Below are 24379 nucleotides of genomic sequence, written 5' to 3' on the forward strand. Positions count from 1 at the left end.
GTCCGAGAGACCGTGATGCGAATCGGCGCAGAGGCCGACAGCTGGCATGCGCGAATCAATGAAGGGCCGCTAACCCCTGATGAAGCACGCGCCTTTAACGAATGGCTCGCTGCCGATCCGGAACACGAACGCCAATATCGCTGCGGGCAGATGGCGCTGCGCGAAGTTCTGCTAATGCGCGGTGAGCGCGATCTCGAGGACCTGATGCGTCCGACAGTTTATGAGCGCATAAACAGCGCGCTTTATGATGCGGGTCAATGGCTTCAGACTCAATCTGCTGGACGGATTGCTCGTGCTGGGTTCGTGACTGCGGCTGTCAGTTCGATCCTGCTCGTTTCATTCTTTGCGGTTCAACTGGGGTTCGGTCCTGAACAAATGCGGATATCAGCACCTGCGTCGCCGGCAGAACCGCTTTATGAGACGAAAATTGCAGAAATTCGCGACGTCACATTGTCGGACGGCAGCATCGTGACGCTAGGCGCCGCGTCAGGAGTCGACGTGCTGTTCACGCAAAATGAACGGCGCGTCGTGCTATCCGAAGGCGAGGCGTTTTTTCAAGTTGAGAAGGATCCGGACCGGCCGTTCATCGTTGTCGCCGACAACATGCTGGTGCGGGTGTTGGGCACGAAATTCGATGTTAATCTCGGCGCCAAGGCCGTTGGAATTTCAGTTCTTGAAGGCCGCGTCGAGGTGATCCGGCCCGAAGGCGACAGTGGGGTCATGCGCGACAGCGACATAAAGCATGTGTTGACCGCAGGCCAGAAAGTCGCAGCTGCAAAGCAGGGGCGCGTCCAGCCTGTGGAGACTGTCGACGTGGAGAATGTCGCCGCATGGCGGCGCGGCGAGTTGGTCTGGGTCGATACGCCTGTGCGCGACATTATCGCCGATCTCAATCGATATTCGCCGTCGAAGATCGTCCTCGCTAATAGCGAAATCGGCGATCTCGGCTACACGCTCGCGCTCCAGGCTGACGATGTATCGCGCGGTGTCCGGCTGCTGGCGTCGTCGCTTGGCCTCGAAGCGAAAGAGCGCCCCAATGGCGATATTGTTCTGCGATAATGGCCGCTTCCGTGAAGCGCTGGATCCGTACTTGTTTCGTGTTCTGAGTTGCATGGACACAACGCGATCGCGATTCGCGAAATTATTAACAAACTCTGCGGCAAATATTTTCTTTCGTTCGTCTCACTTTATGGAAGGCGGATTCAGGGCGATGGCGCCTAAGGGGATCGGGGGCCTTCAGTGATTGAACCATTGGAGAGACGAAAACATCATGTCACGTAAAAGTAATTTATTCGCCGCGCGCCGCATGCTCGGCGCCGCGTCTGCGCTCGCCATCCTTATGACCATCTCCGCACCGGTCTGCGCCGAGGAACAGGCGGCCCAATTCGACATTCCGTCTCAACCGCTTTCCGAAGCGCTAGCTGAGTTTTCGCGCCAGTCAAAGATTAATGTTGTTGCCCCGTCATCGCTCACTCGCGACAAGGTCTCGAACGCTGTTGTCGGCGAAATGGAGCCGGAAAAGGCGCTTGAAACGCTTATTGGCGACGCTTCCTTCAGCATACGTACGGAAGATGACGGTTCACTCATCCTGGCGCAGGCAACAGCCGATGCTCAGAAAGGTCGCCTTTTTCGCGTGGCTCAAACGGTTCCTCGAGAAGCTAGGGCTGTAGAAGATATCTCAAGTGAGCGAATTGAGAACCAGGAGACGCAGGACTCCGTAGTCGTGACCGGTACGCGGATTAAGGGCATCAAAGACCAGTTCTCACCCGTGACTCAAATCGGTAGAGAAGACATGGAGTTAGCCGGCAATGAGACTATTGCGGATGTGCTAGATGATCTCCCCCAAAATTTCGGGGGCGGGATCGCTCAGGATGCTGCAACGTCTATTAATGGGCCCGGCGGAGCCAGCGTGAACTTGCGCGGCTTGGGTAATGAATCAACTCTTGTTCTGCTGAATGGCCGGCGGTTAGCGCCAGGCGGCCTGAGAGGTTCTTACGTAGATATTTCTTCGATCCCGTCGGCTGCTATCGATCGAATAGAAGTAATGTCAGACGGCGCCTCTGCAATCTATGGCTCTGATGCGGTCGCAGGTGTTGTTAACATTATCTTGCGTGATGATTTTAGCGGCGCCGAGAGTCGACTCAATCTCAGCACCTTAACGGAGGGCGGTGGAAATACGATCAAAGCTGGCCAAACTTTCGGATGGAGCGATGACCGGGCGCACGCTCTTGTTTCCTATGAATATTCTTCCGAAGATAATCTTGATGTAAAAGAAAAAGCGTTTTCCGAAAATACTCAGGGGCCGTATTACCTATTGCCGTACAACCAAAAACATAGCGTATTCTCGTCTGGCGGCGCTAAACTAACAGATCGGATGCGCGTGGCGGCTGATGGATATTATAGTAAAAGAAAATCAAAATCCTTTGAAACCAGCGGGAGCGCTGCAGATACGCTATACTGGGAAGGAGATCTTGAGCAATACGGAGCCTCTGCTAGCATACATTTTGATCTTACCGAGGAGTGGGCTGCCGATTTGTCTGGTGCTTATTCCTGGAACGGCCATACCACAGAAGCGCTGTATCGAATCCCAACATCGCTATTAGGGACCAGCGCCGATTCCAAGTCGGAAATTATTTCCGTGGATGGTTCCCTGGGCGGCCCGCTATTTAATCTGACAGACGAGGCTGTAAGGGTCGTCGTTGGAGGTCATTTTCGAACAGAAGCAGCAGATCAACTATACTCCTACATATTGTCAGGCGGAAACCAGACAGCTCTTGACGTTGAGCAAAACAGAGACGTTTTTGCTTTTTTTGGAGAAATTTATGCGCCGCTTGTTTCTGAGGGAGACAGTGTACCCGGAATCAAGCGTTTAGCTGTTACCGCTGCTGTGAGGCGCGAAGATTACAATGATGTGGGCTCATCTATTGATCCTAGAGTAGGGGCGGTCTGGTCTCCATTTGAAGGGCTTAGCGTCAGGGGTACTTGGGGGACTGCATTTCGCGCGCCCCGGCTCGAACAGCTTCGGGACATTTTGCAGGCGGCAATTCTGGGAGTTTATGTCGACCCAGAAACGCCTATGACCGAACAGGTGGCGCTTGTTCTTTCCGGGCAAACGTCGAACCTTAAACCAGAGCAGGCCGAAACATGGACAGTAGGAATGGATTTTTCGCCTACTTGGCTCGACGGGTTCAATTTTCGAGGCACATACTTCGATATTGCTTACACGGGACGTATTGGAATTCCGTCTTCCCGGCTTAATGCAAGTTTTCAATTTACCGACTTTACAGGCATCCCGGTTGAAAATCTCAGCGTGGCGGACGTGCAGGGATACGTGAATTCTGCCGACCGGTTCATAAATTATGCGGACTATTTTCCGTCGCTAGGTTCATTAGTGATTGAAGATGTCGAGGTAATTCTAGACAGGCGCCCTCAAAACTTGAGTTCCGCTGACGTGGCGGGATTTGATCTGGAAGCGTCATATGACTTTTCATCGTCAGTTGGCGACGTGGCGGTTTTTGTTAATTCCACGATTTTGACTGCATATGAGCAACGTGTTTCTCCTTCGACGCCTTTGGATGATACGCTAGATACCTTTGCTAATCCGCTTGATTTCAGGCTTAAGGGTGGCGTGCAATGGCGTACAAATCCTGTTACCGCGGCCGTTTATATCAATTATGCTGATGATTACTTGGACGACGAAGCATTGGATGGCGGCGTCAAGGTCGGTTCATGGACAACAATGGATGCATCTGTCCGGGTAAGTCTCGGAGAGATGATGAAATCCAATTTTGCAAATGAAACGTATCTTACCCTAAGTGCGTCGAACATCTTTGACAAAGCTCCTCCAATGATTGGCGGCCGCCCGCCCTTGAGCGGCGTCATTTATGATCGCGCCAATGCGGATCCGTCAGGACGAAGAATAGGGTTGCTGTTAACAAAGCGCTGGTAACGGCGATCCCTGCATTAAGAGGGCGGTTCAGATACGGAGTGCGTATCTGGATCGCTCAAACATTTTCAACCGTATCAATTTTGGCGAAGATCGTGGTTTCCTTATTCCGAGGTCTCATTGGGGTCGTATTTGCGCTGGCCAATGCGGGCGCCTCAATGGCTGAGCCCCATAAGTTATCTCTTGATGACATGATGAAGGTGGAAGGTTTGGGTAGGGCGGCCAGCGATCCAACAGGACATTGGTTTGTTTACGAACGCTTGCGCCCCTACGGTCAATTGCCAGATTACACTTTCGGCGCCTATGCGTTTAGGAAGTCCGGTCATCAACTTTGGCGATATGATTTAGACAAAGGGGGTGATGCCGCACTTTTACCCGGTTTGGATCAGGAATTTTATAATTATCTCCAGGGTTTCTCACCCTCCGGGCGCTTTTTGGCACTTTTTCAGTATCGCTTTGGCGCAATATCCATAGCCGCTTACGATATGATCCGAGAGAAGAGCGTGGTGTTTGATCAGACACCGGCGTTAAGCCGCAGCGGCGAGCATGATCCCGTTTGGATATCCAAGGATGAGCTCGTATTTGCAGCTCTGCCGAAAGGCGAGCAGCCGATATCAACAAGCGTGCGGGCATACACGGGTAAGGCGCTTACGCTCGCATGGGACAATGCGTGGCGAGGCAGGATTGCTACCGCGGACGAAGTGCGTTCGACTTTTGAAGATCAATCCAACGAACAGGAAGTTGGTGTCCTCGTGCGCGCCAACGCACGCACCGGCAAGGTCAAAACTCTCGCCAGGGGGCTGTTTGCTGACCTCAGGGTGTCGCCGGACACGCGCTATTTGGCGGGCCTTGCTGTCTCAAAGCCGCGCTCGGCAGATTCCAGCAAACTGATTGTGGCTGACTCGCGCCGCTATCGTTTGACGGTTTTTGATTTGAATACCGGCGAGGCCCGGCCGGTAGCGCCCAAAATTGAATTCTTTCCTTATTCGATCGCCTGGGCGCCCGACAGCGAGCGTGTCGCCGCCTTTGGTTGGGCGTCGAGTGAAGGGCCGCGCAGTGGCGGATTTTATGTGATAGATGTAAAAAATGGCGCAGCGACCCGGTATGACCATAAGGGCCTCGACCTGGTTTCCGAACGGGAGCGCGGCTGGCTGCAGCGCCCGGAACGCACCGCATTTCTTGGAAACAATCTCCTCGTATTCGCACGTCGAATTCCAGAAAATGAGAGGCAAGATCCGCGCTTCACTTTTCAAAATACATGGCCAACCAATCTTTCGAAGCCGGACTGGTATCTCTTGCGCCCTGACGGTACGTCGGAAAACCTCTCAAAGGACCTCCCTGGAATATCAGGTATTCCTGTCGGTGCAGGGGACGGGCATGTCACTGTGTGGGCGGAGAATGGAGTCTACCGTTTTTATGAAAACGGCAGTCGTCTATTGCTGACGCCAGAAATACCCGGCCGCTTCCGGTTTGTTTCTGCGGACAGCTTTACAAGCAGGAGCGGTTTGATCCGTCCCGAATTTGAAGAAAAAGCGTTGTTTACCGTAAACAACGCCGGGTCAAAAAAGACCGTGATGGTTGATCTGCGAAATGGCCATGAAGGCGATGTTGTGATTGTCGACGCTCCATCAGCGGATGCGGCGCCGATGGCGGGTAGTCTTGCCGCAGGCGCTGTTCTATTTGATGTTGAAGAGGGCTCGGTTTCACGTCTCTTGGTTGCAAGAGCTGAGGATCAAAGGCGGCCGCATACTATCGCCAGTGTAAATACTCATCTTGCCGAGGTTGATCTGGGCGCCTGGAAAACGGTCTCATATGAGATTGACGATCCGCAGGGCATTCTTCCCTCGCACGTTGTTGAAAGCTGCGTTTTGCTGCCGCCGGGATACGATGGCGAGGTCTTACCGGCAATCGTGAATGTTTATCCGGGAGTGGAGCCGAGCTGTACAAGCGAGCCTCCAAAGATCTCCTATCCTGATCCCTATTCGCCTTACTTATGGGCCGGCAAGGGATACGCCTACGCGCGCCTTGCAACACCGAGACAGTTGATACGCACCAATGACGGCCCGATAGCCGGCTTGGATGAGGTAATTGAGGCGGGCGCGAATGCACTTGTAAAAGCAGGAATCACCGCCCCAGAGCGCATGGTGCTAGATGGATCGAGTCAGGGTGGCGTGTCTGCACTGTATGTGGCTGCTCACTCCAATCGATTTAAGGGGGTTATTGCGAGGAATAGCTGGGCGGATTTTTTTAGTCACTATTTTGGCGCTCAGGGCATCGCTAGGTACGAATATGGAGAGGAGTATTTTAACACGAGTGCTCTTCGGTATGACTCGATCAGCGGGTCCGATTTCGGGATCGGGCGACAGCCATTCGAAGACCCGGAAGTCTACTATAAAAATAGTCCGGTCTTTCTTGCGCCGCAGATCGACATGCCTGTTCTGCTTATTCATTCAGATATGGATTTCTTCGATATTTCCCAATTCGATGAAATGTTCGGGGCATTGAAGCGCTCTGGAAAAGATGTGCGGTACGTTCGTTATTGGGGTGAAGGCCATTTACTCTCAAGCCCAGCGAATATTCGTGATATGTGGGAACGAACAGACGCCTTTTTGAAGGATAACGGCGTCACTCCCTAGCAATATTATGGATTATTTATCTTCAATTGATGCTGGTGCGGATGGTCTCCATCTGGCTGAGTAAGGCTCGATTTTATATTTTCCGATGCAACTTGGTCGAAGTTTTCTCGCGCGCTACTGCGCTCATCCTTACAAAGTTTCCATAGGGCGACGCTTTTGAATTTTCGACCTCGGAAGGTCCGTTATTCTTGAGGTCGAGCACTATACGCGGGAATTCTTTCAAGCAGCCAGATAAATTCGTGGGCGGGATAATTAGTATGGTCGTCACCGACTGCGATCCAGATGCGGATCGATTGTCACTGATCGCTGGTAAGGCCATATATTCAAATAGATATACATCTACATGCTTGTATGTTCTTTGATGGATGATACCGGCTAAGTTATGTTTTCAATTCTTTATTATTGCTTAGGGGGAGCTTTCGGACGTTATCTTTGCGGTATGCGATTCACGTGCCGTCGACCGATGCGCCAGCCTTCGTGTTCGAGCAGCTAGAGAATGTGGCAATGGCGACGGCGGTCGAACTTTGAGGCTCGATGGATGATCGTTTATGAAGCGACATTTGACGGCTTCGCTTTCTCATCCAGCGCCAAGCTTCTTGAATTCAGATCCGGCGATGCAGAAAGCCTACAACGCGAAAAACCCCGTAATTTCCGAGCCCAAAAGGCTATTTATGGGAAATTTCTGAGAAAAAATATAGTATAGAGAAGTATTGATTGAGCATAATTTTTGGAATACATCTCTATCGGAAGGTGTAATTGTGCGCCGCGCGACCGGCTCTTGAAAAGACGGTGATATAGAGCGGCGCGAAAGCATCGGGCTTGGGTGCGACTATCAGCGGAAACTACTTTGCCCGGCGGTTGCCCCCGCGAGCATTCTTACTGGTGAGCGATTTTATGAGCATTTTCAGTGGGTCGGCTGAAGGCGATTTGGTAATTGTATTCACGCGGCAAATGAATGTCCGGTTTAATAGATGTTTCAAGCTGATCACCTTAGTGCGCAGCGGTTTATTGTTTCGCGAGCGTTTTGCAGATGACCCGTGAGGTTGAATATTTCCAGGACGGCAAGACGCTGAGCGAAGAGGAGCGCGCCGCGATCGAATGGCATATGCAGCTGCTTCGCGGCGACGCGTCAGCACATCTCGAGAAAGAATTCGAGGCCTGGCTCGAGGCGTCTCCTGAAAATACGAAAGTCTACGAAGCGCTTGTACGCCTCTGGGACAAGGTCGAAACGGTTGCGGACGGAGAGCTGAAACGCGCCGCGCCGGCGCCGGACGGCGCCGACCGGGAACGCGCTCCGGCGCCGGCGCGCGTGAGGCCGTTCGGACGGACCTGGCGCACAATGGGGGGCGCCATGGCGCTGGTTTTGCTGGTCATGCTGTTCGTGCAGCTGCCGTTCAATGGCGCGACATACGAAACCGCACTCGGCGAACAGCGCGAGTTTGAGCTTGCGGACGGATCCGTGCTCACCCTGAACACCGCCTCTTCGGCTGAAGTACGGTTGAGAAAAGGGGTGCGGCTCGTGCGACTTCTTGACGGACAGGCGAGCTTCTCCGTCGCGCACGATGAAGGCCGGCCGTTCATCGTTTTTGCTGCGGACAGCGCCGTGATGGCGGTCGGCACCGAATTCGACGTTTTCAAATCCGGCGATGAAGTCAGGGTGACGCTGATTGAAGGCGCCGTTGATGTCGCCGCCGGCCTGTCGGAAAGGCGGGCGGTGCGCGACCTCCCGGCGAAAGAGCGAAGCCCCGATCTCAAGGTCGCGGAGCTTGTCCCGGGCGATCAGATTTTCATTGACGCCGGAGACGGCTCCATGTCGCCGGCGGCGAAAGCCGATATCGACCGTCTCATGGCGTGGCGCGAAGGCAAGGTCAGTTTCCGGAACACGCCCCTGAAGGAAGCGGTCGCAGAGATAAACCGGTATTCGGCGGTGAAAATTCGCCTCGAGGGCGAAGAACTCGGCGAATTGCTGGTGAGCGGCACATTTGGGATTCACAACGCCGACAGTTTCACGAGCGCTGTTGAAACCCTGTTCGGGCTCGACAGCCGCCGGCAGGGACGTTCGATCGTGCTGACGCGCAAGGAAGCCGCCTGAACGCATGTTCTTCGACGCAGCTGGCCGGTTTGGCCCCGGCGCCGAAGATATCAGCCGCCCCGGCCTTTCCGGCCCTTGCATTTGCTTTCCTGAATTGACAAGCCGCGGACTGCGCCTGGCGTCACAGGTTTTTTCTTCATGAAACGGGCAGCCGCCTTCCGGGTCTGCCCTTAAGCCTGCCATGACGAAATCAAATCAATATATTATGGTCTGCGCATTCTTTCTGGTAGAGAGCATTGGAAAGGCGGCGTTAGGGCGCGCCGTCCGCAAGGGGCTTTAATATGCGTGTTTTATCTGCGCCTGGCGGACGGGCCTTTTGGGCGTGTCTTGCGGGAGCGCTGCTATGGACGCAGGCGCATCCGGCGCGCGCAGCCGCCGGGGCCGGTGAAGGCGCGCCCGACCGGGCGATTGTATTTTATATTCCTCCGTCCGGCCTTGACGCCGCGCTCGAAGCCTTTGCGGAACAGACGGGCGCGGAAATCATCTACGCCGACCGGGATATCGCCGGTAAGACAAGCCCCGGCGTCGCGGGGATTCTCGGCGAAACGCAAGCGCTCGACATTCTGATTGCGGGAACAGGCCTCGAATTCGTCAAAAACGAATATGGCGTCATCATCGTCAGGCGCGTTTCCGAACCTGCGCAGGATCGGGCGGCGGCGCCCGCAGCCGACACGTCGCCCGAGGCCGGCATGCGGGAAATCGATGAGCGCTCGCCAGTGGATGAGGTCGTCGCCATCGGGACGAATATTCGCGGCGTGCGAAATCCTGCATCGCCCGTTCACATTCATCGCCGCGAAACCATCGAACGCTCGGGCGCTGCATCGGTGCAGGACTTCGTTCGGCTGCTGCCCCAGAATCTGAATTTCAGCGATACGACGGCGGCCGGCTTCGCCGGTCCGCCATCGGGTTTTGGCGGCGCCGGCGCCGCGATAGACATGCGCGGGCTTGGCGAAGGCGCAACATTGACGCTCGTGAACGGCCGGCGCGTCGCGCCTGGCGGCGAGGGCGCAGGTTTCGTGGACATCTCGTTGCTGCCCCTCTCGGCGATTGAAAGAATCGAGATGGTGACCGACGGCGCGTCGGCGATTTACGGCGCGGACGCCGTGGCGGGCGTTGCTAATTTCGAGCTTGTCGACAGGATAGAGGGCGCGCAAACCGATCTCGCCTTCGGGTCCGTCACCGAAGGCGGCCTGCGCCAGCTCCGGGCGAGCCAGATGGCCGGAACCAAGTGGAGCGGCGGCAATATCTTTGCAGGCTATGAATTCCTTGGCTCGACGAGACTGGATTCGCAGGATCGGAAGATTTCCGCTGGCGCTGCGGATCCGACCGATCTGTCGCCCAAACGCGAACGTCACAGCGTTTTCGCCGGCGCGAGCGCGGCGCTTAGCCCAGATCTTGATGTCGAGATCTTCGGCCTATACTCGGATCGCGAGGTCAGCTTTCGACTTTCCGACAACCTGTTCGGCGCGGGCGAGGAAACCACGTCGGCCCGGCTCCTTTTCGGGAATGTCTCGGGAACCTATCATCTGGGGCGCGGCTGGGCGGCGAGTTTTTCGGCGAATTATTCCCGCAACGAGACCGCCGGCGCCCGTCTTGCTGCGAGCGCGCCTCCTTTCGATGTGGACGCCCGTTCGGCGATGACGGTCGCGGAGCTAATGGCCGAAGGACCGGTCTTCGCCGCGCCAGGCGGCGATGTCCGTCTCGCGGCGGGTTTCCAGTTTCGGTCCGAGCGTTTCCTGCGCTCTACCATGAGCGTGACGCAGGAGCGGACCAGCCGGGACCGTCGCGCCTATGCGGGCTTTGCCGAATTATATGTTCCCGTTTTCGGCGAGCCGAATGCGCGATCCGGTCTTGAAGAGCTGACATTGACCGCTGCGGCGCGGATCGAACGTTTCAGTGATTTCGGCGAAACAGTGAATCCAAAAGTCGGTCTGCGTTATGCGCCGTCCGAAGAAATCCGGTTTCGCGGGACATTCGGAACATCCTTCCAGGCGCCGGGCCTTTATGATTTGGGCCGCAATCGGACCGTTCAACCCTTGCCGGGCGCGCTTTTTGTCCCCGATCCGGATGCGCTCGGGGCGCCGCCGGACGTTCTAGTGTTGTCCGGGGGCAATCCCGATCTTGATCCTGAAAATGCGACGACCTGGACCGCCGGCGCCGATTTCGGATCGTTCGGCGCGCCGGGATTTGCAGCCGCGCTCACCTATTACGACATAAAATTCAAGAACCGCATCGGAACGCCGGGCGTCGCGCTCAATCAGGCGCTTGCGACACCCGAGGCCTTCGGCGGCGCGGTAACGATCGATCCTGCATTGGAGCAAGTGCAGCCATATTATGTAAGCAGCGAATTTAGCAATCCCTTCGGGATCTCGGCGGACGCAATCGGGGCGATTGTCGATTATGGTCTGGCGAACACGGCTTCGACGAAGGTGAGCGGCGTCGATCTCAAACTTGGCTACGAAGCCGATATCGGCGCCGGCGCGCTAAGCGCCGGCCTCGATGCGAGCTATATGTTCGATTACAATTTCCAGGCGAATAGCGCCCAGGATCGTGTCTCCCTGCTCGACACTGTTTTCCATCCCCCCGATTTGCGTTTTCGGGCCAATGCAGGTTTTGGCAGCGGCGCCTTTAGCGCGGCTTTCTATGTGAATTATGTCGATTCCTATGAGAGCTTCGAGACGGGTGTTCGAGAACAGGTCGCATCATGGACGACCGTCGATCTGGGCCTGACCTATGACGGCGGAGACGCCGCATCCAGCCAAAGGCGGAAGGGTCTTTCCGTCAATCTCTACGTGGCGAATCTGTTCGACGAGCCGCCGCCTTTTGTGGATCTGGGTCTCGGTCTCGGCTTGAGTTTCGACGGCGTCAACGCCAATGCAACCGGCCGCTTTATTTCGATCGGCGTTTCGAAATCCTGGTGAGCCGGGAGGGGTCGCAAGGCCCCGCGCCTCATTCTCGATCGCGCGTTCCACTGCGCGAAATTGCCGAATGAAATAATTCCGGAAAAACGCCGGCGCGCCATGAGCGGCGCGCCGGACTGTTCCGATTGGGGGGCTAGATGAACCGCCCGACCCAATCGATTAGCACCGGCACGCCGATGCCCTTGGTCGCTCTTGTCGCTTTGCCAAGATAGATCATACAAGACTCCTCATTTGCGTCTTCTTTCCTTGGGGGGGAACATCCCCTCAAGAACGATACAGGGTTACGGATGAACGCCGGACCACTATATGGCCCCAATATTATCCGGAACGAAGGGCGAGTTGAAACGTCCGGCCTAAAACAGCCGGCGCATCAGTTGTTTGTGCCCGCATACTGACTGGTTTTCTGCGGTCCCGCAGACTAAAAGGCCGTTCAGGCTGCGCTCATGATATTCCGATGCGCGCGCCGTTCGCTCCATCCCCGCGCCCAGTATTCGACGCCGGTCAAATTCAGAAGGTCGTAAGCATGCCGCGCGACGAACGGCGCATCCGGTTTGAGCGCGCATTCGAGACTTTTGCGATCGACAATGCGCGCCTCCGATAGCGCGCCGTCTATCAGGGCGCTGCGGATGAAGTCGAGATTGTTGCGGCAGAGTTCTTCGTAATATGCGGCCGGCGTCGACTTTCCGAAACGGCGAACGACGTCGCCAGGGAGCATGTCCCGAAACGCCATGCGCGCCAGCGCACGGTCGACGCCGCCATGCGTCATGATCCAGGCGGGGACGCGAAGACAGGCCTCAATGATGGGCTGTTGCAGAAAAGCGTGCACGCGCTCGGCTGAGTAGCCCGTGTCCCAGTGATCGTAATAGTCGACGGCGAAAAAGGCGCAGGAGAGAATCTGAAGATATTTGGCCTTGAGATCGCCGTCGCGGGCGGCGAGGAGAGGGTGCAGCATGGATTTGGCGTCGCAGTCGGCAAGAAAATCGCGATTGACGAATGCCGGAGCGCTAGACCCGTAGAGTCTTTCGAGAACATATGCGCCGCACGGCGCCGGGCGGATCAGCTCCCTTGCCGTGTCCGCGAGCGATTCGGCGAAGGAGACGCGGCCATATCGCGATGCGTGCAGAACGGCTTTAAAGAGGCCGGCGCCGGCGCCGTTTCGGCGCGCATAGTCGAGGGCTGAAAAATTAAAAGCAGGCTGGCAGAAGACATTGTCGCCGCCAATGCCGGTGAACAGGACGTCCGCGCCGTGATCGGCGGCGATGCGGGACGGGTTAGCGGCGAGCCCGATGCAGTCGAACATGCCCGGCGGGCTGGCGAGCCTGATCGATGAGGAAAGCCGGCCGAGATCGGACTGCGGCTTCAGTTCGATTTCGAGATGCGATGCATCACATGCCTGTGCTGTCTGCCGGCTGTAAAAACGCTCCTCGCCGCGAAGCGAGGAGGGAGTGTAGTAATTGAGCGCAATTAGGTTCGGGCGCGGCCGGGCTTTGGCGAGGCAGGCAAGGGCGATCGACGAGTCGAGGCCGCCGAGAGCGACGGCGGCGCTGTCATGACCGCGCGTCAGCGCACTGATCGTTTTTACGACAGTGTTTTTCAGGATATCCGCAGCGGTGTTCACATCCGTTGCAACGACGTCCTCTGCAACTGCAAACGGGTCCCAGATGAAGCGCCGCGAAAACCCGCCGGGATGAAACGTCCAGCATTCGCCCGGCAGGACTTCGCTGACTTCATTTAGCCCGGTTTCGGTTTTCTGCAGCTGCGGCGTCAGAAAGTTCGCCGCCAAATAACGCCAGTTGACGGAAAAGGGGAGGAAATCGAGATCGGCGGCGTCCTGCATGTCTGAAAAGAAGAGGCGCAATTGCCGGCAATAGGCTGCGAAACAGGGCATGGCCCCGGTCGGATCGCGCACGATATGAAACGCGCGCCCATCGTTATCGCGCAGAAAGGCGGCGTAGCGACCCCAATAGCCATCGGCAAGAGCCTGCCCTCTGCTGGCGATCAGCTTGCGGGCCTCGTGCGCGCAAAGCGCGCCGTCGACCGGCGAATAATCGTTCCGATGAAGCCGCCCGAGGACGGCGCCGCCATTGTCAGGCAAAAGGAGCGTTCCCGTTCGTGCCGGCAGCGCGCCGCTGTCGAACACCGAGACGCCGTCGGCGCGCCAGGCATGGCGCCAGTCCCGCGCCGGAGATATCTTAAAGAGGCGTTCGAGCGCGCGCGCCTCGCTTGCCGCGGTTTCATCGAGTGGATCCCAGACTGCTGCGAAATAGCGATACATGGAGGTTTCCCCGATGAGCGTGTTAAACGGTCAGAATTCTCGTATGGGGCGCGACTGCATAGACGAAATCGTCGAGCACGAGGTCTTCATGCTGCAGCCAGGCATGGGCGCCGAATTCATCGAGGCGAACCCCAATGCAGAACTCCGTCTTGAAACCGTGCGCTGCAAGAAACGTCGCCAGCGCAAGCGAATTGATGAGGCACGCATCGGTTCCGCGTGCGGCGAGCGGCTTTAAGAGCCTGAACATCTCGATCAGCTCTTTAAGGCGCGTTAGTCCGCCATTTCCGGTGGGCGTGTTCGCGAGCCGTTGCTTGCAGCGTTTGAGGTAATTGACAGAATGTTCGAGGCCGAACAGGCGCAGCCGGATATTTGCGGAAGCGTAAGCGCCAAGAAAAGCTGCGACATGGGCGGCTTTCAGTTTCGGACGCTCATCGGGCAGCAAGCCTGGCGCTTCGCGCAGGTCAGGTGGCCCGTCGATCGGCTGGAACGGCTTTCCGACGCTGGCATTCGCAGTGAGTATCTTCTCCTCAATCAGCCCGGCGATTTCCGGGTCCTCGATGAGGGCTTTCCGATGCTCCGCTTCGGGCGCAGCGTCGTCCGCAGTATCCGGCGCTTCGGTTGCGAGCAGCGCACGAACGCGGCGAGAGGCTTCTGTGTTCAGACCAAAGTAACGGTCTTTCTTTACGTCGAGAAAGACCAGCGAGCCGCCAACCATGCAGGTGAAAATATGCGGGCTCAGATAGAGCGCTGGTCGGGAAGAGCAGCTTTTGCTTTGCCGCGCATTCATGTCTCTTGCCTGGAACTATTTGCATTCATCAACGTTCCAAATAGGCAATGCCACGCGGCGCAGGCTTGCACTATATATACAATATAGAGCCGGAATATCGGCGCGCGCTTAAGCATTTGCGCGGCGCGAAGCATTCGCGGGCGCTGATTTGTCTTTCGAAAAAACGCCGACTTCGGCGGACCCGCGCCGTTCAGGCGCCGATAAAATGCAGGGCGTGGCAAACGGTTTGCGCGCCTGTCTTTGCCCGCCGCGAGTTTACCGCGCCGTGCGAACGCGCGATCTGGCGAGGCTGCGGAAAAGGCCCGGCAGCCACTCCCGCAACTCCAGGAAATACGCTGAAAGAGCCGTTCCGACCGCCGGGAAGTCCAGACTCGAATAGGCTTCAAAAACCCTTAGGAGAGCCTTGTTCGGATCGCCAAAGGCTTCATAGGTTTTCCACCGCGCGTGGAGCGTTCGGTCATTCAGGTTCGAAACGAGCCGGATCAGGTCTTCGTTTCCCGATTGCCGCGCAAGATGATGAAAGAGATCGCTGGCGAGGCCGGCGACTGCATCGGGGCGGTCGCGCACGGCGTCCTCAAACTCGCGTTTGAAGTCCGGAGGTTTGAGCGGGCCGGGACCGGCTGTGCGTTCCGCTGCTCTTGAGGCGGACCAGCCCAGCAACAATTCCAGGAGATCGTAAAGATCGGAAAGTTCGGTTTGAGAAAGCGGCTTTGCGAAGAATCCCGCATTGGGAATATCCTGGACGAATCGCTCGGCGGTGAGCCGCGCCAGCGCTTCTCGCACCGGCGTGGCGCTGACAAAGAGCTGATCGGCCAGTTTTTCAATAACGATGCGTCGTCCTACGGGAAATTCATAGCGGATTAGCCGGGATTTAATCCGTTCATAAACGCCATTGGGGGAGTTTTCAGCGGGGATTCTTTTATGGGGGAGGGTGTGCGACATTGCGCCTGTCCTATGCATCAGTTTCGCCTTGTGTGAGGTTCGCCGCCGCGCCATACGCGGGACCGGAAAGCGGCATCTTTAATGAAACAGACTGCCCCTTTTCCAGTATTCTTCACCAATTGTCCTTGTCCGGTATGTTTTGGCGCAATAATGCGGCCTTCAATTTGATCAGGCGGTTAGATCCGGTCGGAAGCGCTATTGTCTTGTGGAAATGGGGACCATTGACGGCCGGAGCTGTCCGGAAATTAGGACACAGTGCGGCGGCAGTCCGTCGGCGACAAAGTCCGCCCCCAAAAAAGCTGCAGAAATGCTTAGATTGTTCAATTGCGCCGGGACCGCAATTGTTGCGGCAAGCAACAAAAGACGGCGCGCAAAAAACCAGATTGGAAAACAAGAAGGCGGCTAGTGGAGCTTGAAGGAGCCCTTCGGAAACAGGTGGGCGTAAATCTCCTCCAGCCCGCCTTCTGTCTCGGCCTCCGCGTCCTCGCGATCGGATCTTAAATGATCCTCATATTGCGCGTCCGCATCGGCCGGCGCGCCTTCGAAATTCGAAAGCCGCTTCAGATCGTAATAGACCGAAAGGGGAAACATGTCGTCATAGCAGATTTCGCCGGCTTCATCGGGGTCGAAACTTTCCATGCGCCACACATAGATCTTTTCGAAGATTTCGCTGACGGTATTCGAATGACGCCGCGCGATCTCGCGGGTTATTTTTTCGCGCTCGGCGTTCGTTTTTGCAAATTCCACTTCGTCGGCCGCAGTCTGGCAGGCCTGGACGAGCGTCAGATATTTCAGGAATTCTTTTGACGGCTTGTAAGCCCCCGGCTTGCGGCGCTCCCGCCCGCGCGGACGGGATGATTTCCTGGATTTATCCGACATGACGATCACCTCGGCCATCAGTCGCAAGGCCGCCTGCCGCTTTTTCGTTGCGGCGATGAACCAGATGAAACGCATAGTCGGTCATAATATCGCCGGTCGCCGGCCGGGCGCGCCTTGGTCTGAATCGCTTTGAGGCATTCAAACCCGTTGCGTCCGGTTCGCAGCCTTTCTCCTCTCCTCCTGCGCACAGCACGCGACTATAGCCGCTTATCCCGCTGACGCGCCCCTTTCGGGTCAGTTTGACTGATTACCCCTCACGGTCAACTCCGCATTCTATTGGCCAGCGGCGGGCTAATCAAATCCGGCGCGCAACGCCGGGGACAGGAGTAAAAATCGGCTGAAAATGGTGGCTTTCGGCCGCGTTATCCGCTGAAGGCGGGCGACTGCCCCAGCGCCGCCGGGCGCCAGGAACAACGCCCGAATGGCGATTCCCAATAAAGTTTACGGAAAATTGCGAGATTGCCGGACAAGTCGGAACCCGCCATAATAGCCCGCAGATTAGTCACAATCGCCTCAAGTCTTGAGGCGGGCGCTTATTTGGAAAGGATCGCCCATGTCAGGGAAAGGCTCGCCCCCGGATTCAAACGAAGACGCCCTCCGGCTCGCAGGCAATATCGTCGCCGCCTATGTGGGTAACAACAAGGTCGGCTCTGACGACCTGCCGTCGATCCTGCAGGAAGTCTTTGAAGCGGTAAACGGCCTGTCCGAAGGCGGGCAAGGGTTTCCCAGCAACCGCCAACCGGCGGTGCCCGTGAACAAATCGGTGACCGCCGACTATATAATTTGCCTGGAAGACGGCAAGAAACTGAAAATGCTGAAGCGCTATCTGCGCACGCATTACAATATGTCGCCCGAAGAATACCGGCGTAAATGGAAGCTGCCGGCGGATTATCCCATGACGGCCCCGAATTACGCCAAGAGGCGTTCAAAGCTCGCCAAGGATATCGGGCTCGGCACGGCGAGCGTTTCCAAGAAGAAGCGGCCCGCAGCCAAAACAAAAACCAGGGCCAAACGCAAAACCGCCGCGCGCTGAAGTCGGGCGGCGGCGGATCAGCCTTCAGGGCCGCGCCGCCATTTGTCATGACGTTCGGGTGGCGGGCTGAGGTAATTGTAAACCCTGTTCCAGATCTGCTCACGCACGCCGGGCGCATGGGAAATGCAGAACAGAAGCTTTTTCCGGCATACGGCGAGTGCGCCGCTGCTCCCATATTTCGCTGTAAGACGCGTCGCCCAGCGTCGCGCAATGCTTTCGACGCGCCGCCGTTTGCGCAGGCGAGCTGCTGGCGAAAGGTTGGCGAGTCGCCGGCTCAGCGATTTCCGGTCAGGAAATTGCGTTATCACGCCCATCTATTGGCTCCTCCTGCGATCTCATGTGCGGCGCGGGCTCGCGCCCGCAGGCGAAATGCGAAACGGCGCTTTTGGGAACAGCTGAATTCGAAGGCGCCGCTGAGAACGGCCTTTCGAGCCCGGACATCCGCCCTGTTCGCCGAATTCCAATAACGGTTTTTGCCCACTAAATATATTCCAAATATATTGTAACATAGTTTGGATTTCCTTTCGCTCTTAATAAGAAAAACATACCGGATAAATTACAATTCCTGAAAACGCCCAGTCTGCTGGCGCTTCACTCAACTGGTTCTCAGGACTGCCCGGAACAATGACATGGTGCGCATTCTTGTCGCCATCGCCGATTCGCAAATGCGCCAGCAGGTCCTCGACATGCTGTCCGGATCTTCCTGTGAGGCGCAATGGGCTGGCGATGGCTGGTCGGCGCTTCATTCTGCGCGCCGCGATTCATACGATCGGGTCATTTTCGACCTGGCGCTGGCGCTAGGGGACGGGCCAGATGTCGTGAGAAAGATTGAGGAGGCGACGGCGCCGGCGGCGTTCCTCATGCTTCTCGCTAGCGGTTATTCTCCTGATGCAGATCGCGTCCGAAGGTTGGCCGGGATAAAGCAAGCGGCGCGATTTCTTCGCGCCCCATTCACATCGGATGAACTGGCGAGCGCGGCCGGCTTGCAGCGGCGAATCTGACGGCGCCCCCTTGAATGCATAAAACAAAAGTATAGTGTACTAATATATGTTAAATATATTTATTCATTATTATGTCACGGTCGTTGACTTTGAAATTTACTAGAACCTATATGGATGATTGGAAATAAACATTCATATAACCGGGTTCGACTTGTTTCGGTATGATTGACGGCGTCGCCGGGCGCCATGGCCGGACTCTGAAAAAGCTCCTTTGGCGGCGCCTGCGCCCCCAGTGCGTCGCGCGTCATGAGGGTGACGCAAGCGCATAAACCGGTGCGTCAGTCCGTGAGGCGGAGAACGCTGCCGGCGGCGGATTTGCGCCGGCGCCGGGCGCGAGAGGTAGTGAGCGGTGAGCAGCAACAGCATTTATGATGGGGTGAAATCACATGTTCTCTCTTTGGCTTCTCCGGCAGAGACCAGAATCCTGGTGGAGCCGCTGGCGACAAAGCTGTTTGTCAGCACCACGCCGGTGCGCGAAGCGCTGATCCGGCTTGCGGCTGAACGCATCGTCAAGGAAGTGCCGAAGGCCGGCTTTTACACGCGGGCGCTAACGGAAGTGGAGACCGGCGGGCTCTACGAGATGCAGGCCCTGATTGTTGATTGGTCCCTCAATTCGCTTGTGAGCGCAAAGGACGTCGCGGGAATGACGTTGCAGGACGGAGCGCGCGGCAAGGGCGCCCATCAGCCGTCAGCGCCGGAGGATCCAGGCGCGGCCATTGAAGAGGTGATGGTGCGCGTCGTCCGCAAAACCGGAAATGAGGACGCAGCGCATATCACCGCCAATATTAATGACCGCACCAGAATGGCCCGCAAGAAAGACGCCGAATTTTTCCCTGCTGCGCGTGAGGCGATGATGCGAGCGCTGCAAGCGCATGGCGCCGGCGAGACCGTCAGCGCTCGCGATGAATTCGCGGCCTATTTCAGCGGTGTCAGACTGCGCCTGCCGGAGCTGCTCCGCATGCTAAGGAGCAGCGTTCATAAATCGCCAGCATGACGCGGCGGTCCGCCGCGCCGCTATGGGCGTTGAAACAAGCGTCGGATTTCGCGTGGCGCGAGTCGGATGGCGCCGTCAAGATGCGCCTGGCGGCGACAATCGCGCTCGCCCTTTGCGGCGCGCTTCTCTCCGGCCTGTCGCCCGTGCTTTTGAAATACGCCGTTGATGGCCTGGAACCCTCCACGCCGACGGGAGACGGCGCAGGCAACGCGAGCGGCGCCCTGTTGCTCGTTCTCCTTTATGTCGCCGCTTTACTGGCGGCGCGCTTGCTGGCGGAATTGCGTGCGCGCCTGATCGGCGAGGCGGACCAGCGCCTGCAGCGCCGGCTCGCAGCGCGCCTCATATCGCATGTGATCGATCTTCCGCTTTCTTTTCACCTCCGACGCAGGACAGGAGCGCTCACCCAGACTCTGGCGCAGGGACTTGCCGGTTATCGCGTGCTTATTCATCATTCGGCGCAGACAATCATTCCGGTTTTTGCTGAAACGCTCATCGTCGCGGGCGTCCTTGTTTCGCGGCTTCCGCCTGAATTCCTCATCATTCTCGCGGTTTCGCTCGCCGCCTATCTCGGCCAGTTCGCGCTCGCGGCCGCCCGCATCGTCGGGCCGGCGCGCGCGGCCGCCGCCAGTCAACTCGACATGTCCGCCGCCATGACCGACAGTCTCATAAACGCGGAAACCGTTAAATCCCTCGCCGCGGAAGAGCGCATCGCATCGCGCTTTGATCGCGTGCTCGCTGAAAATGAAGAGCGGTGGCGGCGGTTTTACAGGCGCAAATCCCGCTATGGCGGCCTCGCCGCCGGTGTTTTTGCCGCCTCCCTTGGCGCGTCCCTCGGGCTCGCCGCTTTTCGCGTCGGCCAGGATGTCATGAGCATCGGCGATTTCGTGATGATGAACGCCTATATGCTGCAGCTCATGCGGCCGGTCGAGATGCTGGGCGCCAGCTTCCGGGAAATCCTTCAGGCCGCGGCCAATCTTGAACGCATGATGGCTCTGGCGCGAGAGGCGCCGGAGCCGGATGTCTCTCCCGCCGCGCCCGGCGGGGCGGCGCGGCTACTGCCGGGCTGCAGGCTTGAGGTCGAGAAAGTTTCATTTTCCTATGGGGACGGCGCGCCGGTTGTGGACGATGTCAGCTTCACCGCAGAGCCCGGCCGCGTGCTCGCCCTTGTCGGGCCAAGCGGCGCCGGGAAGTCATCCCTCCTGCGGCTTTTGTTGCGATTCTATATGCCCCAGCGCGGCGATATCCGGCTTGGCGGACAGTCGATTGGCGCGCTGGGCCTGAAACAGCTCCGCCAGGCCGTCGCCGTCGTTCCCCAGGACATCGTTCTTTTCGACGACACCATCGCCTTCAATATCGCTCTTGCAAGACCTGGCGCGAGCCATGACGAGATCGAGGCGGCGGCGCGCGCCGCAGGCGTTCATGAGCGGATCGCCGCCATGCCGGACGGTTACGCAACGATTGTCGGCGAGCGCGGGCTCAAATTGTCAGGCGGCGAAAGGCAGCGTTTGTCGATTGCGCGGGCGCTTGTGAAAAGACCGAGACTCCTCGTTCTCGACGAGGCGACGTCATCGCTCGACGCGGTGACGGAAAAAATCGTTCGCCGCAGCCTCATGGCGGGCGCCGCTGAACGCACGACGCTTGTCGTGGCGCATAACCTCGCCATGGCCGCTGGCGCCGATGAAATTCTGGTCATGGCCAAGGGGCGCATTGTGGAGCGCGGTTCGCATCGCGATCTCATCCGCCGCAAAGGTCTTTATGCGCGGTTGTGGCGCGAACAGATGCAATCGGGCGATGAGAAGGCGTGAGGCGCAGCGCCTTTGATGCGTTCTTCGCGGGCCAAGAGGTTTAATATAATCATTTTATAGTGCTGCGAATTCATCGCCGGAACATCTAGCATGGGTCCCGAGATTGAAGCTTTTTCAGCGGGAACCCGGCCGTGACGGAAGCGACAGGCAAAATGCGAGCCGAAAAGCAGTCCGGCGCCCCGGAGCTTTTTCTGACGCCGCAGACATTCACAGCGATGACGGACGGCGTGCTTGTCTTCCTCGACTTAAAGAAAGACAGATATTCCTGTCTTGAACCCCGCTGCTCCGCCGCGGTGGCGGGCCTCTTGGGACTGAACGCTCCACGTGAAGAAGGCGCCGACGAAACGGGCGCTTCAGGCGAAACGCCTGCCGTCGATGAACTCGTGCGGGACCTTCTGGAACGAGGTCTTGTGACGCGCGACGCCCGGAAGGGAAAGCGCGCCGAAATGATTTCCCATACGGCAATGCTTCGAGAGACCCCCGGCTATCTGCCAGGAGAGGGACCCTATATCCAGCTCCGCCATGTCGCAGCTTTTTTCCGCGCGCTCCTTGTCACGAGCCTGCTTCTCGGATTTTCCGATATATCGCATATCGCCGCGCGCATTCGCCGGCGCAGGCGGCGCGAAAAGCCCGCCCGGCGCTGTGACGCGCATGACGAGCGGATCAGAAAACTCATCGAGATTTTTCGGGTGTTGCGTCCTCTAGGCGTCGCCGTCAAAGACCGTTGCCTGTTCAATTCGCTGTTGCTGATCGAGTTTCTGGCGGCGTTCGGCATTTTTCCAGAATGGCGGTTCGGCGTGCGCGTTCACGGGTTTCACGCCCATTGCTGGGTGCAGGAAGGAGAGTTGATATGCGACGACCAGATCCAGAACCTGGCCGCCAGCGCGCCGATCATGTCAGTATGAAGCTGCGCCGGCCGGCGTGAGCGCATACCGATATCTCGCGCTCTTCTGGAGCCCGGAGAACAAGGATGAACAAGATGCGGCGCGGCGTCTTGTCGAAAAGCTCCATCGCGGTTCCCCGTATGAATGGGGTCAAGCTCATGCTTGGGACGGATGCGTGATCTGCCACGCCGGCGAGCGGGAAGGGCGCATCGGGGCGTATCGCTGCCGCGACGGGCAGGGCGTCGTATTAGGCCGTCTGTTCAAACGCGATTTCACGCCGGCGCCGCGCGTATTCGACGCGCTGGAATCTAAACGGTGCGTCGAAACCGAAGGCGAACATCTGGCGCAGACCTATTGGGGCCAGTATGTCGCATTTCTCAATAATCGGCGAACCGGCGAGCGATATATCGCGCGCGATCCGACCGGAGCGATCCCGTGCCTTTATATCTTTTGGGAAGGCGTCACGATTTTCTTTTCCGATATGGAAGACGCCGCGCGCCTCGGGTGTCATTCCTTTTCAGTGAACTGGTCGTTCATCCGGTCCAATATCATGTTTCCCTTCTTTCAGAAGGCGTATACAGGCCTTAATAAAGTGGGCGAGGTCCTGCCTGCCGAAAGCCGCCGCCTTGCGCCGGCGCCGCAAGAACGCAGATTTCTTTGGAACCCCGCAGAGATATCCGGCGCGAATATCCTTGAAGATCCGGACGAGGCCGCGGCGTCGCTGCGCGAGACCGTCAACGGCGCCATCGGCGCGCTGGCGGGTTGTTTTCGGCGCGTCGTCCATAATATTGGCGGGCTCGATTCCGCGATCGCGCTCGCCGCGATGGCGACCGCCCCAAAGCCGCCGGCGATCGCTTGCATCACCAATTTCACATCATCCTTGCGCGGCGATGAGCGAAGATACAGCCGTCAGGTCGCTGAGCGATACGGGGCCGCGCTGACGGAATATCTGCTGGACGCAGAAAAGGTCGATCTGTCCCGAATATTCAGCTGCAATCTCGAAGCCAATCCTCCCGGCGTTTTCGATGGAACCGCGCTGATCGGCGATGAGTCCGCGCTGGCCGAAGACTGGGCGGCCGACGCTCTTTTCAGCGGCGCGGGCGGAGACAATGTATTCTTTCAGGCGCCGCGATATCTCGGCGCCTTGGACTATGCGCGCCGTCATGGCGTGTTCGGCAGGCGCGCGCTCGGCATCGCCTTGCAGAGCGCGCGATATGGACGGGAGTCTTTCCCGAGGGTCCTTGCCGAAATGGCGCGCGAACGCTTCGCCCCGAAGCCCGGATTTGACTATGCGCATGATACGCTCTTGCGTTCGCGCGACTTGCCATGGGTGAACCCGGAATGGTTGGCGGAAACAGACGCGGCAAGCGACTTGCATCCCTTGATTGCTCAGTGCGGCGAGCCGATGAAGGGAAAGATCCATCACATTCTTGGCTGCGCGCTTTTTCCTTACCGTTGCTACGATCTCTGGGACAGGACTCACGCAGCCGAACGGGTCCATGCTTTCTTTCTCCAGCCGATTATCGAGACGTGTCTTCGAATTCCGACCTGGGTCCTCGCCTGCGGCGGGGTCGATCGCGGATTGGCGCGGCTGGCCTTTCAGCACGATCTGCCATGGGGCGTCGTTCGCCGTTTCAGCAAATCTACGCCTGAATGCTTTTATGAGGACATCGTTGCGCGCAACCTCCCGTTTCTTCGCTCGCTCCTGCTCGATGGCGTCATGACCGGAAAAAAGCTGTTGCTGCGCGGCAAGCTGGAGGAATCGCTGGCGGGCGATAATTTTTTACGCCAGGCTCCGGCCAGCCATCTGCTCGCCTATGCGGCGACGGAAGCTTGGTTGCAGCGCTGGGGCGAACGCGGATGAACGATTTCGTCATGGTAAGGACAAAAAATTTTGCGTATTCGCTATGATGCGGCGCCGGAGAATGCATGCTGCCGCAGAACCGCCGATGTTCCGACAATAAAGCGAATATAAAACTCGCAGGGCTGTCGCGCGAAGAGTAGTTGTCATGACGGTCGGAAACTTCCGGCTTTATTCAAACAGAGGAGGTCACGATGATTGATCTTGGCAAAGTCTCCGAAGAAACCAAAGGTTTCGACGAAGGCCTGAGCGACCATCAGGGCGGGCGCGAGCAGCAGTAAACGCCCGCTTCGCAAGATGCAGCGCGCAGCCGAACCGCTGCG

18 protein-coding genes are annotated in these 24379 nt (G+C 57.6%); 12 read left to right on the forward strand and 6 right to left on the reverse strand.

Annotation, left to right across the window (positions count from 1 at the left end; all coding sequences use genetic code 11):
- Positions 1–15: 15 nt before the first annotated feature.
- From CW354_RS14115 to CW354_RS14140, 5 genes are all read left to right on the forward strand, one after another.
- The gene (locus tag CW354_RS14115) at positions 16–1059 is read left to right on the forward strand and encodes a FecR family protein (RefSeq protein WP_165793725.1); all 1044 of its coding nucleotides are present in this window, start codon (positions 16–18) and stop codon (positions 1057–1059) included.
- Positions 1060–1270: 211 nt separating this feature from the next.
- Positions 1271–3949 carry a TonB-dependent receptor gene (locus CW354_RS14120; RefSeq protein WP_104830730.1) on the forward strand — a complete coding sequence of 893 codons (2679 nt, stop codon included), beginning with the start codon at positions 1271–1273 and terminating at the stop codon, positions 3947–3949.
- Positions 3950–3987: 38 nt separating this feature from the next.
- Positions 3988–6582, forward strand: coding sequence for an alpha/beta hydrolase family protein (locus CW354_RS14125; protein WP_133162317.1), 2595 nt, complete (start codon positions 3988–3990; stop codon positions 6580–6582).
- Between the two features lie 1030 nt (positions 6583–7612).
- A complete protein-coding gene (locus CW354_RS14135; protein ID WP_104830733.1) occupies positions 7613–8674 on the forward strand; it encodes a FecR family protein in 1062 nt (353 codons plus the stop codon).
- Between the two features lie 281 nt (positions 8675–8955).
- On the forward strand, positions 8956–11595 hold the full coding sequence (locus CW354_RS14140) for a TonB-dependent receptor (protein ID WP_104830734.1): 2640 nt from the start codon (positions 8956–8958) through the stop codon (positions 11593–11595).
- A 430-nt stretch (positions 11596–12025) separates the two neighbouring features.
- On the opposite strand, the gene CW354_RS14145 is transcribed toward CW354_RS14140, so the two are convergent.
- From CW354_RS14145 to CW354_RS14160, 4 genes are all read right to left on the reverse strand, one after another.
- Positions 12026–13870 (reverse strand): asparagine synthase-related protein, encoded by a 1845-nt coding sequence (locus CW354_RS14145; RefSeq protein ID WP_104830735.1) that lies wholly within the window; start codon positions 13868–13870, stop codon positions 12026–12028.
- Between the two features lie 22 nt (positions 13871–13892).
- Positions 13893–14657, reverse strand: a complete 765-nt coding sequence (locus CW354_RS14150; protein WP_104830736.1) for a lasso peptide biosynthesis B2 protein — start codon at positions 14655–14657, stop codon at positions 13893–13895.
- A 255-nt stretch (positions 14658–14912) separates the two neighbouring features.
- On the reverse strand, positions 14913–15599 hold the full coding sequence (locus CW354_RS14155) for a GntR family transcriptional regulator (RefSeq protein ID WP_165793726.1): 687 nt from the start codon (positions 15597–15599) through the stop codon (positions 14913–14915).
- A gap of 402 nt (positions 15600–16001) precedes the next feature.
- Positions 16002–16553, reverse strand: coding sequence for a hypothetical protein (locus tag CW354_RS14160; RefSeq protein WP_104830738.1), 552 nt, complete (start codon positions 16551–16553; stop codon positions 16002–16004).
- Between the two features lie 478 nt (positions 16554–17031).
- Between CW354_RS14160 and CW354_RS14165 the strand changes: the two genes are divergently transcribed.
- Positions 17032–17511 (forward strand): Ros/MucR family transcriptional regulator, encoded by a 480-nt coding sequence (locus CW354_RS14165; RefSeq protein ID WP_104830739.1) that lies wholly within the window; start codon positions 17032–17034, stop codon positions 17509–17511.
- Positions 17512–17528: 17 nt separating this feature from the next.
- Here the strand turns inward: CW354_RS14165 and CW354_RS14170 are convergent, their stop codons facing one another.
- Both CW354_RS14170 and CW354_RS23470 read right to left on the reverse strand, forming a co-directional pair.
- A complete protein-coding gene (locus CW354_RS14170) occupies positions 17529–17825 on the reverse strand; it encodes a hypothetical protein (protein ID WP_104830740.1) in 297 nt (98 codons plus the stop codon).
- 216 nt (positions 17826–18041) lie between these two features.
- Positions 18042–18257, reverse strand: a complete 216-nt coding sequence (locus CW354_RS23470) for a hypothetical protein (protein ID WP_165793727.1) — start codon at positions 18255–18257, stop codon at positions 18042–18044.
- On the opposite strand from CW354_RS23470, the gene CW354_RS24090 reads away from it, so the two are divergent.
- From CW354_RS24090 to CW354_RS24095, 6 genes are all read left to right on the forward strand, one after another.
- Positions 18198–18512, forward strand: a complete 315-nt coding sequence (locus tag CW354_RS24090) for a response regulator transcription factor (RefSeq protein WP_423793535.1) — start codon at positions 18198–18200, stop codon at positions 18510–18512. The genes CW354_RS23470 and CW354_RS24090 overlap by 60 nt on opposite strands.
- Before the next feature lie 349 nt (positions 18513–18861).
- The gene (locus tag CW354_RS14180) at positions 18862–19506 is read left to right on the forward strand and encodes a GntR family transcriptional regulator (RefSeq protein WP_104830742.1); all 645 of its coding nucleotides are present in this window, start codon (positions 18862–18864) and stop codon (positions 19504–19506) included.
- Positions 19503–21311 (forward strand): ATP-binding cassette domain-containing protein, encoded by a 1809-nt coding sequence (locus tag CW354_RS14185; RefSeq protein WP_104830743.1) that lies wholly within the window; start codon positions 19503–19505, stop codon positions 21309–21311. The genes CW354_RS14180 and CW354_RS14185 overlap by 4 nt, the downstream gene beginning before the upstream one ends.
- Positions 21312–21442: 131 nt before the next feature.
- Positions 21443–22216: a lasso peptide biosynthesis B2 protein gene (locus CW354_RS14190; RefSeq protein WP_104830744.1), complete on the forward strand. Its 774-nt coding sequence runs from the start codon at positions 21443–21445 to the stop codon at positions 22214–22216.
- Between the two features lie 16 nt (positions 22217–22232).
- Positions 22233–24059, forward strand: coding sequence for an asparagine synthase-related protein (locus CW354_RS14195; RefSeq protein ID WP_104830745.1), 1827 nt, complete (start codon positions 22233–22235; stop codon positions 24057–24059).
- Positions 24060–24250: 191 nt separating this feature from the next.
- Positions 24251–24337 (forward strand): hypothetical protein, encoded by an 87-nt coding sequence (locus CW354_RS24095; RefSeq protein WP_423793536.1) that lies wholly within the window; start codon positions 24251–24253, stop codon positions 24335–24337.
- Positions 24338–24379 lie beyond the last annotated feature (42 nt).

Source organism: Hyphococcus luteus (assembly GCF_002943565.1).
In the GTDB taxonomy this organism is placed as follows: Bacteria; Pseudomonadota; Alphaproteobacteria; order Caulobacterales; family Parvularculaceae; genus Hyphococcus; species Hyphococcus luteus.